Raw genomic sequence first — 16132 nt, forward strand, 5'->3', positions numbered from 1 at the left:
GGTTGGCGGAGCAATGAACGGGTGAATCTGAAGTTCAGACGAGAAGATGTGGTGATAAAGTGAGAAAATGTCTTCGACAGGAGTCGAACCTGTAACCTTCGGCGCCGGAGGCCGATGCTCTATCCAGTTGAGCTACGAAGACTCACCCATGTGGGTTTTAAAAGTATAAGCACGGAGCGGCCTTCGTCCACTGTGGTTCGGGCACAATTCGGGGCGAACCGTCCGGTTTTCTCCTTGCGAACGACCGGCCTCCCGGCCACAATAACATTCCACCTATGATCAATTGATTTTGTTTGCTCTCCACCAGAAAGGCTGAAATTCCGTGAGTGACGAAACGATCAACAACGGCGTGAACCGCCGCGATGCGATGACCATTGCCGGGGCGACGGCCTTTTCGGCCCTGATGGCCAGCGGCAATTTTGTCCATGCCGCCGAAAGCAACACGATTAATATTGCCCTCATCGGTTGCGGCGGCCGGGGCACCGGGGCGGCGATCAACGCCCTCGAAACCAAGCAGGGGCCGGTGAAGATCGTCGCCATGGCCGACGTCTTCGAGGACAACCTCAAGGGCGCCCACAAGGCGATCAACGGCAAGTTCCCCAAGCAAACCGAAGTTCCGCCGGAACGGCAGTTCATCGGGTTTGACGGCTATAAGAAAGCCATGGATTGTCTCAAGCCGGGCGACGTGGCCATCTTCGCCACGCCCGTGGCCTTCCGTTGGGTCCACTTTGGCTATGCCATCGAAAAGGGCCTGAACGTGTTCATGGAAAAGCCCGTTTCCTTGGACGGGCCGAGCAGCGTTCGCATGTTCAAGCTGGCCGAAGAGAGCGAAAAGAAGGGCCTCAAGGTTTCCGTTGGCCTCATGTGCCGGCACTGTGACGCCCGTGGCGAACTTTACAAGAAGATTCGCAACGGCGACATGGGGGACATCACCTTCATGCGAGCCTACCGGATGGCCGGGCCGACGGCTTCCGCGTTCAGCGAAAAGAAGCCCGATGGCATCAGCGAACTGGCTTACCAAATTCGCCGGTTCCACTCCTTCCTGTGGGCCTCGGGCGGCGCGTACAGCGACTTCCTCATTCACAACATCGACGAATGTTGCTGGATGAAGGACGCCTGGCCGACCCAAGCCAAATCCTCCGGCGGTCGGCATTTCCGCGGCAACTACATCGACCAGAACTTTGACACCTACTCCACGGAATTCGCTTTCGCGGACGGCGCCAAGTTGTTCCTCGAAGGCCGTTGCATCCCCGGTTGTCACTCGGAATTCGCCAGCTACGCCCACGGCACCAAGGGCAGCGCGATCATCAGCGAATCGGGCCATGCCCCGTCGCACGCCCGCATGTTCAAGGCCCAGAACATGATCGATTCCGAAATCAGCTGGAAGTTCGAGAAGCCCGAACCGAACCCCTACCAACTGGAATGGGAACACTTGATGGACGCCATCCGCAAGGACAAGCCCCACAACGAAGCCCGACGCGGGACGGAAGCCAGCCTTGTGACCGCGATGGGCCGGATGGCCGCCCACACCGGCAAGATCATCACCCGCAAGATGATCTTGGAAAGCAAGCACGACTTCGCCCCCGACGCCGACAAGTTGGTGATCGACGGTCCGGCTCCGATCCAAGCCGACAAGGACGGCAAGTACCCGGTCCCGGCTCCGGGCCTGAAGGGCTACAAGGAGTTTTAATTGATCGTGGAATGAGACGACAGTAAAGAACCAAGCCCGACCGCAGGCCGGGGCTTGGTTCTGTTTTTCGCTAGTTTCCAAAGTGTGTAAGCGGGAGATTATGTCGTGGATCGACACGAGGATGATGTTCCCGATGTCAAGTTGTGGAGTTGGTCGGCTTGGCCTGACTGGTTGGCGAAACGGCCCTTCGCCAACATGTTGTTGTTTGGAGGCGGCGGGCTGATCGCGTTCTTTGGCTTGTTGATTCGCGCCAGCGCCCGTGCGATGGCATGGGGAGACGGCGGGGAGCGATCTGCCGCCGGATTTGTCTTTGCCGAAGGCTTTTTCATCGACATTGGCATGGTGTCGATGCTTTTTGGTTTGATTTTGGTGTTGATGGGTGTATGGCGAGTAGTTCGATGATAGAATCGGCCGTCACACCTGTCGAGAGTTTGCCGGAAGAGCGTTCGGTTTCCGAGCGGAGTGGAAATCGACGAAGGATTCTTTTTGTCGTGTTGGCAATGATAATATCGCTGCCCATCTCGTGCGTGACCACCATCGTTCTCAATCTGAAAAGCAACCGGGTTGTCAGACAATGGAATCAACCGGCGGAGATCAGCTACAAGAGTTTCGATCCTTATAGTCTTTCCGTGATCGAAGGTTCTGTTGATTGGGCCAACTTGAGTTTTCCTCGTCGCCATCAATTGGTCATTGCCGTTGGTCCGGGCCATCCAACTTATGGTCATATGATTGATTATTCGTTTAACTCTGGCGGCGATGATATCGACGAACACATTGGCCGGTCAAGGGTCGAGTGGAGCGACGACGGGGTGACATTCATTGAGGTGACAGGCCATCGATTGTTTGTCCCAAAGGCGATGTTCATTGGCGGTCGTTGAGAGGATCAGTTTCGCCCATTACTCGCGTGGGATTTGGACATGATCTTGTTTCCGAATTCCGGATTCCGAATCCCGCATTGGCGAGTTTTGCTCGCGAGCTTCTTCGTCGCTTTTTGCCCGGCATCCCCCGCTTTTGCCCAAGGTCTCAAAGGTTCGGATGATCCGAATCTTGTGTCCAAGGCGTATAACGTGCTGCGGACTTATGGGGTGCGGATCGCCAGTTATCAGACCAGTCTGCCGACACTGGACGAGAACGAGGCCGACCCGGATAATCGGATGCGATTCAACCGGCCGTTTTTGATCACGTTTCCCGGCAAACTCAACTCCGCCGAATTGCCGACGATGCTCGGGCAATGCGCCAAACTGCCCAACCTCGGCGGATTGGATTTTGGCCACACGGTCATCAACGACAGCGGCCTTCGCGGTTTCGACGCCCTCGCCGATTTGGAAGTGCTTTACTTCGACAACACGGCCATTGGCGATTCCGCGATGGAACAGACGGCGAAGTGTTCGCGTCTGCGGTGGCTGGATGCCTCGAACACCCGCATCACCGATGCCGGGGTGAAAAACCTCGGCAACCTCAAGATTCTGCACACGCTCAATCTGGCCAACACCAAGATCACGGATGCCGCGATCAATCATCTGACCGGGTTGTCCAAACTTCGCGTGCTGAATCTCGCGGGCACGGGCGTCACGCTGGCCGATGTGAAGTCTCTGGAGGGGATGAAAAACCTTCGGCACCTCACGCTGGACCGCACGGCGGTGACAGACGACACGCTCAAGGTTCTCGCCGGTTTGCCCGCATTGGAACGCATGTCCATTCAGGACACGGCCGTCACCGGGGCCGGATTGAAACCGCTCGCTGCGCTCGCCAGTTTGCGCGAGTTAGAACTGACCGATAGCAAATTGACCGACGAAGGTTTGTCAGGCGTCGGCGCCCTGAAACAACTTTTCCGGCTCGATTTGTCCAACTCGGCTCCGTTGTCAGATGACCCGAAGAAGTCGACAAAAAGCCAGGTCACGGACGCGGGATTGACGCATCTGGGGGGATGCGAATCGCTCACCACCCTGCGGCTCAACCGCCTCAAGATCAGCGGCGCGGGCCTTGGCGGGCTTGGCGGCCTGACCAATTTTGCCGAACTGCACTTGGAACAATGCCCGCTGGCCGATCCGCAGATGATCAGCCTTTCCCGCCTCAAAAAACTGCGAACGATTAACCTTACCAAGACGCCGGTGACCGGTGAGGGGTTGTTCAGTCTTGGTGAAATTCCCGATTTGGAAACCGTCTTGCTCGACGGGGCAAAAGTCACCGATGTCGGGTTGAAACAGATTGCCGCCGCAAGGGACATCACCGAGCTTTCTCTGCGAGACACGCCGCTTGCCGGGTCAATCCCGGAGTGGAAGCAGTTTCGCCGACTGGCCCGGCTGGACTTGAGCCACACCCGCGCGAACGATTCGATTACCAAGCACTTGGCGAACATCAAGACGCTTGAAGTGGTCGGCTTCGCGGAAACCGCCGTCAGCCCGGTCGGCTATCGGGCCATGCTGAAGTCGAATCCGGAGTGCCGGTTGTTGTTTGCCCTGACGAAGCCCTCGCCCCCGGTTCCCCCGCTGCCGTCCACGGTGGCCCGGCCGAGCCGGCTTCCCGTATTTACTGATTGATCTTTCCTCGTCGGAGGGTGTGACGATGAAAAGGGTTGTTGCCCGGCAGGCGTTGGGGCTTGGCTTGCTCTCGCTGGTTGCCGTTTCGTCGGCCCAGGCGCCGAAAGACAAGCCCGCCCCGGCGAAGCCCAAACTCTCGGCAGTCGAGATCACCCAAATCGAAACCAAACTCCGGGCGGCCAATTGCGCCCTGAGTTACGAGGATCTTCCCCCGCTTGTTCCCAACGGTCCCCGGCAAAAAGGCCAAATGGATCATCTGGCGTTTCCCGCCGACACCAAGGACGCGGACTTGGCCAAACTGGTGCCGCTGGCCGTGAAACTCCCCGGCCTGAAAGTGGTCGATCTGGGAGGCTGCACGCTGGTCACTTCCAAAGGGTACAAAGAACTCGCCAAACTCTCCGACTTGAAGGCGGTCTATCTTGATGGCGCCACCATCGATCATGAGGGCTTGGTCGAACTCGCCAAAATCAGCGGTCTGCGATGGCTCGACCTTTCCCGCAGCACGGTCACCGACACGGATCTTCGGGACATTGGAGATTTTGCCAGCCTGATGACGCTAAAACTGGAGGAAGTTCCCGGCCTCACCGAAAAAGGGCTGGCGCATCTTGGCAATGTCGCCCGGCTGAGGGCGTTGCATGTCACCATCGGAGCCGATCAGGCGGCGATGATGGCCGAGATCGGCAAACTTGCCAAGCTCACGGAGTTGAAGGTCTATCCCGTCAGTGATGCCGAGACCGGGGAGATTGCGAAACTCACAAGCCTGCAAGAGCTGGATGTGAACGATCCTTATGTCTCGAAATATGCCCTGCGGGCGGCGAAAAAAGGAATGGTCCGAAATCCGAAGGTTCCCGGCATCGTGAAGGGGAAAGTTCCGGTGAGGCGGTTTGTTGCCACGACACACGAGATCACCTCGAAGGGACTTGAGAACATCGTCAAATGCGCCGATCTGCGGGTTCTCAAAATCGCGGGGCATCCGTTGAATCTGAAGGAATCGAATATCAGCAAGTTGGAATTCCTCATGGAACTCGACGCCACGGGCACGGATGTGAATGACGACGGGGCCATTTCCCTCGGCAAGATCAAGACGCTCACCAAACTGCGCCTCTCGGCCACGAACGTGACCACGACGGGGGTGCGGGAACTCTCGTTGATCGGCTCGCTGGAGGAACTTTATGTGGACTCTCTCCCGCTCACGGAAGAGATCATCCGCTATGTGAGCCAGAACCGGAAGATCAAGGTTTTGTCGCTTAACAACACCCGCGTGGATTGCACGGATCGGCGGTCGTGGGCCTCCTTCAATCGGCTGGAATCTGTCAGTCTGGAGAACACCAATGTCACGGACAGCACGATCATGGGCCTCGCGGCCGTCAAAACGCTAAAATTTGCGGATGTGGTGATGAATTGCCCGAACGTCACCCAAGACGGGGCGATGAACCTGCAAAAAGAAATGCCCAACGGACGGGTGATATGGTATTCATGCGACATGACGTTCTGGCCGGGCGGGGGGGGCGACCCAAGCGTTTTGGCCCGGCGGCCGGACCTGACGTATCGCATGCCGAATCAAATGCCCACCAAGGGAACCAACACGCCGCCGGCAAACACCAAGGCCCCGCCGCCGGTGATCCGGAACATGGGGGGCGGCGGGGTCGGGACCAAGCCGTGATGTCGCCGGGGCCAAACGCCCCATGCTGAACGCCAACGAGCGGGCGGTGTTGAATGACTGGGTCCGGGCGGTCGCCCCGCGAGCCATCGCCTATGCCCGGTCGCTGTTGGGCCGGTCGTCGGCCGATCCGGAGGATGTTGTTCAAGAAGCCTTCCTGCGGGTGCTTCGACATGCCCGCGATTATGACCTGCCGAACGACGGCGTGAAGATTCTCTTTCGCACCGTCAGCAATTTATGTATCAATGCGTCGGTGCGGGCGAGGAACATGGCCAGCCTGGAAACCGGCGGGCCGGAAGATGGTCCGATGGCCGTGGCCGATGAATCCCTCCCTCTCCCGGAGGAAATCGTTGCCGGTCGGGAACTGGAAGCCCGCCTCAACCGGGCGATGGCCGGGCTTCCCGAACTGCAACGAGCCGCGTTGGAACTCCGCGCCCTCGGGCAAGGAAAACAGGCCATCGCGGAGATCCTCGAAATCACCGAGTCCCACGCCGGTGTGCTGGTCCATCGGGCCAGACAAACACTGGCCGGATTGTTGGCGTCCGACTTGAAGGAACAGGAGTGAACCCCGTGCGAAGATGCCTTTTCGTGATGATGTTCGTGGTCGGTTGTTCCCGACAGACACCGGCCGAGGTTCCCGCCGATTTGGGCACGCGAACGGCCGGTGTTGACTGGCCTCGTTTCCTTGGACCGACGGTCGATGGCAAATCCCCCGAGACCGGCATCCTCACCAAATGGCCCAAGGATGGCTTGAAGGTTCTTTGGGAAACCGAAATGGGGCTGGGTTACGCCCCGCCGGTGACCAGTCGCGGGCGGTTGTTCCACTTCGACCGTTTCCGCGAAAACAACCGGCTAAGCTGCCGGAATGCGGAGACCGGAAAACTCATTTGGAAGTTCGAGTACGAGACGGACTATGAGGACTTATACGGATACAGTCCCGGCCCGCGCGCGTGCCCGGTGGCGGATGACGACCGCGTGTATATTCTCGGCCCCGAGGGGTTGTTGCATTGCGTGAGCGTGGCCGATGGCAAGTTGATTTGGAAGGTGGACACCAAAACGGAATATCACGTCCACCAGAATTTCTTCGGCATCGGCAGCGTGCCCTTCGTCGAGGGGGATGTGCTGATTGTCGCCGTGGGGGGCAGCCCGAAAGGTCCCCGGCCCAATGACCTGCGGGAAGCCAAGGGGAACGGTTCCGGGGTCGTCGGTTTCGACAAGAAAACCGGCAAGGAGCTTTACAAGGTGTCGGACGAAACCGCGTCGTATTCCAGCCCGGTGGTGGCGACGATCAACGACACGAGATGGTGTGTCCACTTCGCCCGTGGCGGCTTGGTTGCCTTCGACCCCAAGACCGGCAAGAACCCGGTTCAGTTTCCCTGGCGGGCCAAAATTCTTGAAAGTGTGAACGCCAGCAATCCGGTGATCGTTGGCAACAAAATTCTCGTCTCCGAATGTTATGGCCCCGGCGCCGCCTTGGTGGAACTTACCCCGACGGGGTTCAAGAAAATCTGGACCGACGATGACAAAGACCGGGGCGACAAATCCCTCCGCTGTCACTGGAACACGCCGGTTTACGAAAAGGGTTACGTGTATGGTTCAAGCGGCCGGCATGAGAACGAGGCCGAATTGCGTTGTGTCGAAATGGCCACCGGCAAGGTGATGTGGAAGGAACCCGGCCTCACCCGTTCATCGCTGACGGCCATCGACGGGCATTTCCTGTGCATGACCGAACGGGGTGAATTGCTGCTGTTGAAGATCAACCCGGAGAAGTTCGATCAGGTCGCCAAATGGCAGACCGACCTCGACGCCCCATCATGGGCCGCCCCGGTGGTGTCGCATGGCCTCATGTACATCCGGGGCAAGGACCGGCTGATCTGCGCCGAGTTGATCCCGGCGAAATAACGGCCGGTCAGCCAATCATGCGGACAAGCCGGAAGCCTATCGTCGGCGTCAGATGAGTCCGTCCCCTGACGCCGTTGATATGGCACATCGAATTTCGGAAACTCACGGTGCAGACATCCGGGCAATCGGCCCATGAGCCGCCGCGAATCACCCGCTCCTCCCCGGTGTCCGGCCCGGTCGGGTCTTCGCGGGGGGATTGCCCGTAAAATTCGCGGTCGTAGTAATCGCTTGTCCATTCCCAAACGCCGCCGGACATCCCATAAAGACCGTAAGCATTCGGCGGCAGGCTCCGCATCGGCTTGATGCCGAAATCGTAAAACCGGTCGCAATCAATCCGCTCCGGCGAAGCCGGTTCCCAACCCCAAGGGAACGGCGCCCCGATCAGCCCGCCTCGCGCGGCTTTCTCCCATTGGGCCTCGGTGGGAAGGCCGTATTGAGTCTTGCCCGCCGGGGAATATTGTCTGTGTTGGTTGACAGGCAATGAATCCGCGGGGTTAACACTGTTGCTTGCAGAAAGTGTCGAGAGCTTATGCGCCAGCAGAGAGGCGATTTGAAAATGCACAGCCGTGTATGGTTTAAGATCCAAACAATAGGATTCAAAAGATCCGTGCGGTTCCTTGTGAAGATCGACCATGTTGTCCGCTGATCCGATGGAATATCTGATCGCCGTGCGATCAGTGAGAGAGATGCTAAAAGTGTTCTCTCGAAGGAAGTTGTATGCAGGATCATCTGCATAAGTGTTCGATTGCCGACCACCATTTCTCTTCCATTCCATCAATCGGTTCAAATCTTCCCAACTAATGCAAGTGTCCGTGACCCAGTAAGGTTTCAACCAAATGGGATGCCACGGCCGTTCATCCGGTTCACTGAAATTGTCCCCCATGAGGAACACGCCGCCGGGGATATAACGCCACGTCAAACCATGTTCTTTTACCTCCAGGCGGTTCAGCAAATTCATGAAAGCCGCGCGTATTTCCAAGTCGTCCGGGGCGAGGCCGAAGGCCCGGTTGTACATGGTGGCCGCCGAGTCGAGATCGCCGGCATTTTCCAGAACCTGACCGGCCTCGAAGGGAATGCGAGGATTGCCTTCCGGCTCGAACTCGACGGTCAGATACTCGAATTCCGGGGGAATCATGGGGTTGTTTCCTTGAATCACAACGGTCACACCATCGGCAGCGCCACACGTCCGTGCATTTCCAAATTGTCCCCCGGATGGTGACAGCCGCCATCGGACCGGTGTTCGTCGTACCACGGATCAGCGGCGTCAACTGAGCCAGCCATGACCAGCGACCTCGCCCGGCAACCCCCTTGGAAACCATCTTCCGGAAGGGCCTGCCTCATCCGGTGCATCGTCTGGCTATGGCGCCAGATATCCGGAAAAGGTGTTTCGCGGATATTCCCGGAGTTGAACGTATTGCCGAGAAAACTGCATGGGTTCACATCTCCCTGCACGGACACGGAACACACATGCTGACCGGCGCCGCAGGTTTGCGAACGATGAATTTGCGGTTCGGTCGCCGTTCGTGTTTCGGGACTGAAGACATCCAGCCCGTGCAGATCGTTGCCCGGCAAATCCAACGTGCGAAGCTCGGCGAGGGCGTTCGTGTATTGTCGGAACGTCGGCATCAGATCGAGATGATGCAGCCCCGTTCCGGCCGGATACATGGGCCGGAAAACGGCCGTGTGCGCCCCGACTTGACGGGCCAGTTCCGCGCAGCGTTTCACGAGATGCACGTTGGTCTTCATCAGGGTAAATGCCAGCGTGAAACGGGTGTGCCTGCCAAGCAACTTGAGTTTTTCGATCACGCCGTCGAAGACACCGGCCCCGCGAACGGCGTCGTTGGTTTCGCGATCCGGGCCGTCCAAGCTCACGTTTAACCAGACAAGGTTCCGCTTGCCAAGTTCGCGGGCCGTCTCCTCCGTCACCAAAAGCCCGTTGGTTGTCAGGCAAGGATGCAAACCATGCGAGGTGGCCGAGTCGAGAATATCGAAGACATCTTTTCGCATCAACGGTTCGCCCCCGGTGAGGCCCAGCCTCATGGAGCCGACGGCCGCCAGATCGCCGAACAACGTGTCCATCTCGCGGACGCTCAGGGGATTCTGGTTGCGCGGCAATTCCCCGGCGAAACAATGCGAACACGCCAGATTGCACGCGGCGATGATTTCCACGTGGGTGGCCAGCGGCCCGACGAGATGGTCGGCCGGAACATCGACGGCCCGCATCTCCGCATCCAGTCGGCCCCGCCGGGTGAAGAACCCCCGATCCTCGAAACAGCGGATGAATAGAAAGACGGCTTCCCGTTCTTCGAGATCGTCCACAGAGCCCAAGACGGCATCAATCCCCTCATGATGCAACCTCATGAGCAATTCGGTGGCCTCATGATCGAAAGGGAGGTAACGGCTTGTGCGGCGTTCAAAGACGAGTGAACCGAAATGTTGCGGAATCAAGACCAGCGATGGCCGGGTGGATGACATGATCATTCCTCCCCCGGAATTACGGCCGGAGCGGGAATCTCAAACACAAAGCGGATAAAATAAGCGGTTTTGCTCAACCAAGGTTTCGATGGTCCAAGTACCATCGCGCCGGCTTCCTTGCAAGAAGCAAAATTGTAGTGTCCCTCGGATTGGCGATCAGGTTCCGCAATGTTGAAAAGCACCAACGGTTTCCAGGCAGAATCGTCGAAGCCCGTTTGCAACCAATCATCCGTTTCGGGCGGACTGGCGGCATGCCGCCAATGGCCGGACGGGGATGAAACAATCTTGATGGCTTGCTCGTTCACATCCCCCGGAAGAGAGCCGTTCAATTTGCCGATGCTTTCCAAATGGAACATCACCACCGGATCGGCGGAAGCTTGATCATCCGTTTTCAGGGCATAGACATGCTTGCCGGGGGAGAGGTCCATCATCCGGTCTTTCAACTCCCGGCCGTCAAGGTATTCATGGATACTGTGACCGGGGTAGGTCCGCACTCGCACACAACGACCGGCGAAAGGATTTCGCCATCGCAGAATCGCTCCTCCGCATCCGGCGGGCACTTCGCAATGGCTGTGCTGTTCAAGCACTAATTTCGAGGAACGCTTGCGGAACCGGTTCAGGGAATTCAAATGTTGTTCGTCGGCCACGGCTTCCTCACCATGAGAAGGGTGAAGTCAGATTAGCCGGTGATGGGCGGGAGGGAGAAGAGAAAAATGTGTGTCATCAAAAATAGCGAGCCGGGCCGCAGACGCAGCCCGGCTCGCTTGGTCGAACCGGTCGGTGATTGTTATTGCGGGATCACTTTCAGCTTCACTTTCTTTTCCTCACGCAACACCTCGAATTCCAGCTCTTCGCCTTTCTTCGCGCCGCCCATCACCTTCATGTAATCCTGCACATTCTTGACCGGCTTGCCGGCGATGGCGGTGATGCGGTCGCCTTTTTTCATGCCCCCTTTTTCGGCCGGGCCGCCGGGGATCACGTTTTCAACGGCCATGCCTCGGGTGTCCGTTTCGTCGTAACCCGGCATCACGCCGATCTTGGGGCCGCCCCGGCTGCCGCCGGATATCGAGCCGCCCATCCCGGCGACGTATTCAGGTCGATCGGGGGTGGTGCTGATGCGGTTGGTCATAATCTCCACCAGATCGGCGATCTTCTTGATGCCCGCGATGTTGATGGTTTCCGGCTTGTCCTTCGGCGTGTGGTATTCCGGGTGGTCCTTGCTGAAGAAGAAATACACCGGCACTTTTTCCAGATAAAAGGAGGTGTGATCGCTCGGGCCGGTACCGCTCTTGCCCTTGTCGAATTTGAAATTCAGATCCTTGTTGCTCTCGTCCAGAATCTGCTCGAAGTTCTTTGCGGAGCCGACACCCCCCACGAAGATGTTGTCCTGCTTCGATTTCTCATCCGGCCGGACGCGGCCGATCATGTCCATGTTCAGCATGGCCACGGTGTCCTTCAGCGGGAACAGCGGGTGCTTGGTGTAGTAGAGGGAGCCAAGCAAGCCGCGCTCCTCGCCGGAGAAGGCGATGAACACCAGTCGGCGGCCCTGTCGGTTCTTGTTGGCCCCATACCGGCGGGCGAGTTCCAGCAAGCCGGTGGTTCCGGAGGCGTTGTCGTCGGCCCCGTAATGGATTTCGGTGTTGCCTCGCAGTTTGGTGCCGGTTTCGCCCCGGCCGAGGTGGTCGTAGTGGGCGCCCAGCACGACGGTTTCATTTGCCAGCGGGCCATTTCCCTCCAACACACCCACCACATTTTTGATGTTCAGTTCTTTGATGCCGATGGTCGCTTCGGTCGTCGCGGACCATCCGGTGATTTCGATGCTCTGCGGTTTCGCTTCGGCAACAATCGTCTTTTCGATGTCTCCGAGGCTTTTGCCCGCCGGTTTCAACAGGGCGTCGACCACTTCCCGCCGGACTTGGAATACCGGGACATCGGAAGTGATTCCCGAGTCTTGGGCGTATTCAAAGCCCATCAGGCGGTCTTCTTTGCCGGCCATGTCAGCATCGTTGACGAAAATCACGGCCGCCGCTTTGCGTTTGACGGCTTCGGTGATTTTGGTTGTCAACGGGGCGTATTTTTGAACGTCCTCGTCCGAGAACAGCGGTTTGTCGCCGACCTTCGCCTTGGGAACCTGACGCATCACGACAACCACTTTGCCGGCCACGTCCAGCCCGGCGTAATCGTCGTACTTCTTGTCGGCCGATACGCCGAACCCGGCGAACACCAGTTTCCCGGTGGCGGTTCCCTTGCCGGTGAGGCCGCACACGCAGAACTGCTTGTTCAAGGCCAGTTCGAGTTTGGCATTGTCAGGACCGGTGAGGTTGACCTTTTGGGCGCCCTCCGCGAGGAAACTTTCCTTCACCACAAACGGTTGGAAGTAACTCCCGTCCGCCACGGCCGATTTCAATCCGGCGGCCTTGAACGTGTTGGCGATGAGATCGGCCGCCTTGTTCAGCCCATTGGTCTTGAGGCCGCGGCCTTCGCACTCCTCCCCGGCGAGGTAGAACAGATCGGCCTTCATCTTGTCGAGAGGATCATCCGCACGAAGGAACGGACTGGAAAGAAGCAACAGGGCGAAACCCAGACGGAATCGGCTCATGGAATGTCTCAGGGATGACGGTGGGAAGAGGCGAGGGTATTTTACGCGAACCGTGGCCGGGATGCCAAAACTCTTTCGCTCAGACGCCCATCAATCCCCGATATGCCGTCGCCAAATACTCCTCCGGGTAAAACACCCAAGAGAAATCCCGGCGGGCCAGTTTCTTGTTGGCGTCCAGCTCCCGGCCGATGGCATCCAGTGCGCGGGCTGCTTCTCCGGTCCGTGTGGCCGTTGCGGGCCGCAGACGTTGCGTGATGTGGGAAAGCTCCCGGAACCAAGCCCGGCGTTCGGTCTTCGCCGTTGGCTCCCGGCGAACAGTCTCGTGCTTGGCGGCCACCAAGTCAGGATTGAGGTCGCGGGCTTCCGCGAAGTTTTGCGGGTTCCATTCCAAATCACGCATCAACCGTTGTTGATCCGTTCTCGCCCGTGCGTTCGAGGCGAAGCGTTCCAGCGGCAGCCGAATCGTGGCGCTCACCACGGAATATTCCGGCGGTTCGATGTTGAAGTAACGCCGAATGATCTCGTCGGTCACTTCGTCGTACTTGCCGCCGCCGATGCCGTGAATGAACAGATCGCCGAGGGCCAGACGGCTGAACAATGTGAGAGTCAACGCGCGAGGCCGGAGTTTCCAGCCGGAATGCTCGAACATCTCCCGGAGATTGATGTCGGCCGAAGCGGAAAACGTCCCGATCAGTTGTTCGGTCCCCGCAAGCACGTCCAGCCGATCTGCCTGCCGGCGCACAAACACCCGTTGACGGGCGGGGGTATCAGCCCGCCATGTCCAAAAGGCCGTTTCGATCAAATCTCCGGTGACTTGCAATTCCGGTGCGGGATGGTTTCGGCTGCGGATGCCGTTGGCGAAGCGATAGTCGGCGATGGACGAGTTGTAAACGCTGGCGAATCGCTCCGCGTCAACCATCAAATGGCGGGCGAAAATATTGAAGGAACGATGCCCGGACAATTGGCTCACCGGGAGTTCCGGGGTTCCCGCTCCCCAGCGGCGTTCGAGAATTTGCCGGGCTTCCACAAAGGCGCGAGTAAACGACACGCCCGTTTTCAAGCAAGTGACAATTCGCGGCCAAATGCAGAAAACCATCGGCTCAAATGGCCATGTTTTCGTGACGGCCCGCAGCCGGTCCGGCCACGATTCCAACGCGGCCCAATCTCGGGGATAGGCTTCCTCGTAAGGAAGTTCCGGGACCGATTCGTCGAAAGGGATCGTCTCCAACACCACCTGATCCGGGGCGGGAGAAGACACTGGCAACATCAGGGAACGAGTCTTGAACGTGTCGTTGTCCACGATCAAGTTGACGGCATTCGCCCCCAGCTTTTTCGCCTGGGCGGCCAAGACAAAATTCTTGGCCCACACGCCGGGGTGAAACAATTCCGGTTGATGCCCGGCCATCAGAATCGGTTGATCCGGGGGGGCTTGGCCGATGAGTTCGGTTCGGGCCGATGCCCGGAATTCCGGCCAAGTCAACGAGCCAACCGAACCTGTCAGCCGGGATAGTCGTTCCCGGTTGACGGAGAGCAGTCGTTCGTAATCGGCGATGGGCGGTTCGGCCAGCAAACCGCCGTCGGTCTGGGGCGCTTTGAAGTGCCTGGTCAAACGGTCGGCTCCCAACATTCAATCGGAACGGGACACTCGATCATGCCAAGGGGGCAGGTTTGAGCGGCACGGTCGATCACCTCGCGGTAATAACGCAACCGTTCATCGGGTTGGTTCATCAACCCGCCGAAGGTCCGCGATGGGTCAAGATACAATCGCGGCACGCCGATCTCACGGACGGTCAGCCCTCGCTTGGCGGCTTGCACCCACAATTCCAAGGGCATGCCCCAACCCGGTTCGGTGCTGTGCAGCAATTCGATGGCCCGGCGGTCGTATGCCTTGAAACCGCAAAAGGCGTCGGTGATGTTCAGTCCGAAACGGTCGTTCAGTTCTTTCGTGATCGTTGCATTGATGAACCGGCGGTCCGTCGGGGCCGGGGTGTCCTGCCGGAAGTCCCGATAGTAGCGGCTGCCGGAGACGATGTTCACCCCGTGCATCGCTTCCAACAAGACGGGAATACGGCCCGGTTCGTGCTGGCCGTCGCAATCCATCGTCACCAGCACTTCGTAACCGTTCTCTCGGGCGTATTCAAAAGCGGTGCGCAGGGCGGCTCCGTAGCCGCGATTCTGCGGATGGGTCAGCACCTTGATGTTGGGTTCGTTCTTCAGCAACTCGGCGGTTCCGTCGGTGGAACCATCGTCAATGACCAAAATCTCGGGCGAATAACGACGCACTTCCGCCAAAACCGTGGGCACGGATCGCACTTCGTTGTACACCGGGATGGCAGTGATCCATTTCATGGGGTGTCTCCGGCTGTTCCTAAAAGATTTTAGGCACAACCAGATACCGTCTCCAAATTCTTCTCTTACACGATCTTGGGAACCGCCCGACGACCGGTCCGGTATTTCCACCCGCCGGCGCATTCGCCCCGCCAGCGTTGGTGAATTGCCGGTCATCGGGCGGGAATCGAGCGTTTTTCGCGATGCTACTGGAAGGGGAGGCCTTGCGCCAAGCACGGTGCCGGGTTTCGGCAAATTCCCGCAAGCGGGCGCAAGAAGGCCGGGAAAATTCATTCGCCGGGTGCGAACCCGGATCGGCATCGCCCGCTCCTCGTTGGTAACCAAACAAGGAAACACGCAATGTCCGTCTTCTTCCAGCAACCGAAATTCCAACAGACGAATCGGAAACAAAATCCGAAATCGCCTCTCCATAATCAACCGTGATCGGTCGGTCTTTCGGAATCAAACCGGGGCCGGGCCTCTCGCGGGAGAGGCCCGGCCCTTTTTCGTTTTTCACGCACAGGGGCGTGGCCGAAAGGTAAGGCGTCGGTCTGTTAAACCGATTGGTGCAGGTTCGAGTCCTGCCGCCCCTGCTGAATGTCTCCGGAGTAGTTTAACTGGTAGAACACCGCACTTTGAATGCGCAATTTGCAGGTTCGACTCCTGCCTCCGGAAGTAGGGTTTAGTAAAGACTGCTTGTACTCGATGCCTGCGAGATTCGATCAAGTGATTTATGCCAAACCCTAAACCCTAAACCCTAAACCCCAATCCCTAATTTCTGCTGGTGTGGCTCAATTGGAAGAGCAACAGACTTTTAATCTGTCCCATGTGGGTTCGAGTCCCACCGCCGGCATGGTTTGATTCCCAGTGTGGCTCAGTTGGTAAGAGCGCGCCGCTGAAAACGGCGAGGGCGTTGGTTCGATTCCAACCGCTGGGAT

13 protein-coding genes and 5 tRNA genes are annotated in these 16132 nt (G+C 58.3%); 11 read left to right on the plus strand and 7 right to left on the minus strand.

Annotation, left to right across the window (positions count from 1 at the left end; translation table 11 throughout):
• Positions 1-68: 68 nt before the first annotated feature.
• Positions 69-142, minus strand: a tRNA-Arg gene (locus BGIM_RS0102705).
• Between the two features lie 180 nt (positions 143-322).
• Here BGIM_RS0102705 and BGIM_RS0102710 point away from each other — a divergent pair.
• From BGIM_RS0102710 to BGIM_RS0102740, 7 genes are all read left to right on the plus strand, one after another.
• Positions 323-1690 (plus strand): Gfo/Idh/MocA family protein, encoded by a 1368-nt coding sequence (locus BGIM_RS0102710; RefSeq protein ID WP_020468261.1) that lies wholly within the window; start codon positions 323-325, stop codon positions 1688-1690.
• 105 nt (positions 1691-1795) lie between these two features.
• On the plus strand, positions 1796-2092 hold the full coding sequence (locus tag BGIM_RS0102715; RefSeq protein ID WP_020468262.1) for a hypothetical protein: 297 nt from the start codon (positions 1796-1798) through the stop codon (positions 2090-2092).
• Positions 2089-2568, plus strand: a complete 480-nt coding sequence (locus BGIM_RS48400; protein WP_040887551.1) for a hypothetical protein — start codon at positions 2089-2091, stop codon at positions 2566-2568. Before BGIM_RS0102715 ends, BGIM_RS48400 begins: the two co-directional genes overlap by 4 nt.
• A gap of 39 nt (positions 2569-2607) precedes the next feature.
• Positions 2608-4230 (plus strand): leucine-rich repeat domain-containing protein, encoded by a 1623-nt coding sequence (locus BGIM_RS0102725; protein WP_020468264.1) that lies wholly within the window; start codon positions 2608-2610, stop codon positions 4228-4230.
• A 25-nt stretch (positions 4231-4255) separates the two neighbouring features.
• Complete coding sequence (locus tag BGIM_RS0102730; RefSeq protein ID WP_020468265.1) at positions 4256-5893, plus strand: leucine-rich repeat domain-containing protein; 1638 nt, start codon at positions 4256-4258, stop codon at positions 5891-5893.
• Between the two features lie 22 nt (positions 5894-5915).
• Positions 5916-6455 carry an RNA polymerase sigma factor gene (locus BGIM_RS0102735; protein ID WP_020468266.1) on the plus strand — a complete coding sequence of 180 codons (540 nt, stop codon included), beginning with the start codon at positions 5916-5918 and terminating at the stop codon, positions 6453-6455.
• 5 nt (positions 6456-6460) lie between these two features.
• Positions 6461-7792, plus strand: coding sequence for a PQQ-like beta-propeller repeat protein (locus tag BGIM_RS0102740; protein ID WP_157368575.1), 1332 nt, complete (start codon positions 6461-6463; stop codon positions 7790-7792).
• A gap of 7 nt (positions 7793-7799) precedes the next feature.
• On the opposite strand, the gene BGIM_RS48405 is transcribed toward BGIM_RS0102740, so the two are convergent.
• The 6 genes from BGIM_RS48405 to BGIM_RS0102770 all read right to left on the minus strand — a co-directional run bounded on the left by BGIM_RS48405 (position 7800) and on the right by BGIM_RS0102770 (position 15215).
• Complete coding sequence (locus tag BGIM_RS48405) at positions 7800-8927, minus strand: SUMF1/EgtB/PvdO family nonheme iron enzyme (protein WP_157368576.1); 1128 nt, start codon at positions 8925-8927, stop codon at positions 7800-7802.
• 26 nt (positions 8928-8953) lie between these two features.
• Positions 8954-10267, minus strand: a complete 1314-nt coding sequence (locus tag BGIM_RS0102750; protein WP_157368577.1) for a radical SAM protein — start codon at positions 10265-10267, stop codon at positions 8954-8956.
• Between the two features lie 2 nt (positions 10268-10269).
• On the minus strand, positions 10270-10914 hold the full coding sequence (locus tag BGIM_RS0102755; protein ID WP_020468270.1) for a hypothetical protein: 645 nt from the start codon (positions 10912-10914) through the stop codon (positions 10270-10272).
• A gap of 140 nt (positions 10915-11054) precedes the next feature.
• Positions 11055-12866 carry a M28 family peptidase gene (locus BGIM_RS48410; protein WP_020468271.1) on the minus strand — a complete coding sequence of 604 codons (1812 nt, stop codon included), beginning with the start codon at positions 12864-12866 and terminating at the stop codon, positions 11055-11057.
• A gap of 79 nt (positions 12867-12945) precedes the next feature.
• The gene (locus BGIM_RS0102765) at positions 12946-14475 is read right to left on the minus strand and encodes a hypothetical protein (RefSeq protein ID WP_157368578.1); all 1530 of its coding nucleotides are present in this window, start codon (positions 14473-14475) and stop codon (positions 12946-12948) included.
• Positions 14472-15215, minus strand: a complete 744-nt coding sequence (locus BGIM_RS0102770; protein WP_020468273.1) for a glycosyltransferase family 2 protein — start codon at positions 15213-15215, stop codon at positions 14472-14474. Before BGIM_RS0102770 ends, BGIM_RS0102765 begins: the two co-directional genes overlap by 4 nt.
• A gap of 500 nt (positions 15216-15715) precedes the next feature.
• Here BGIM_RS0102770 and BGIM_RS0102775 point away from each other — a divergent pair.
• From BGIM_RS0102775 to BGIM_RS0102790, 4 genes are all read left to right on the plus strand, one after another.
• Positions 15716-15787 (plus strand) — tRNA-Asn (locus BGIM_RS0102775).
• Between the two features lie 9 nt (positions 15788-15796).
• Positions 15797-15869, plus strand: a tRNA-Gln gene (locus BGIM_RS0102780).
• 105 nt (positions 15870-15974) lie between these two features.
• Positions 15975-16047, plus strand: a tRNA-Lys gene (locus BGIM_RS0102785).
• A 10-nt stretch (positions 16048-16057) separates the two neighbouring features.
• Positions 16058-16131, plus strand: a tRNA-Phe gene (locus BGIM_RS0102790).
• Position 16132: the final 1 nt, after the last annotated feature.

It is taken from the genome of Zavarzinella formosa DSM 19928 (assembly GCF_000255705.1).
Lineage (GTDB): Bacteria > Planctomycetota > Planctomycetia > Gemmatales > Gemmataceae > Zavarzinella > Zavarzinella formosa.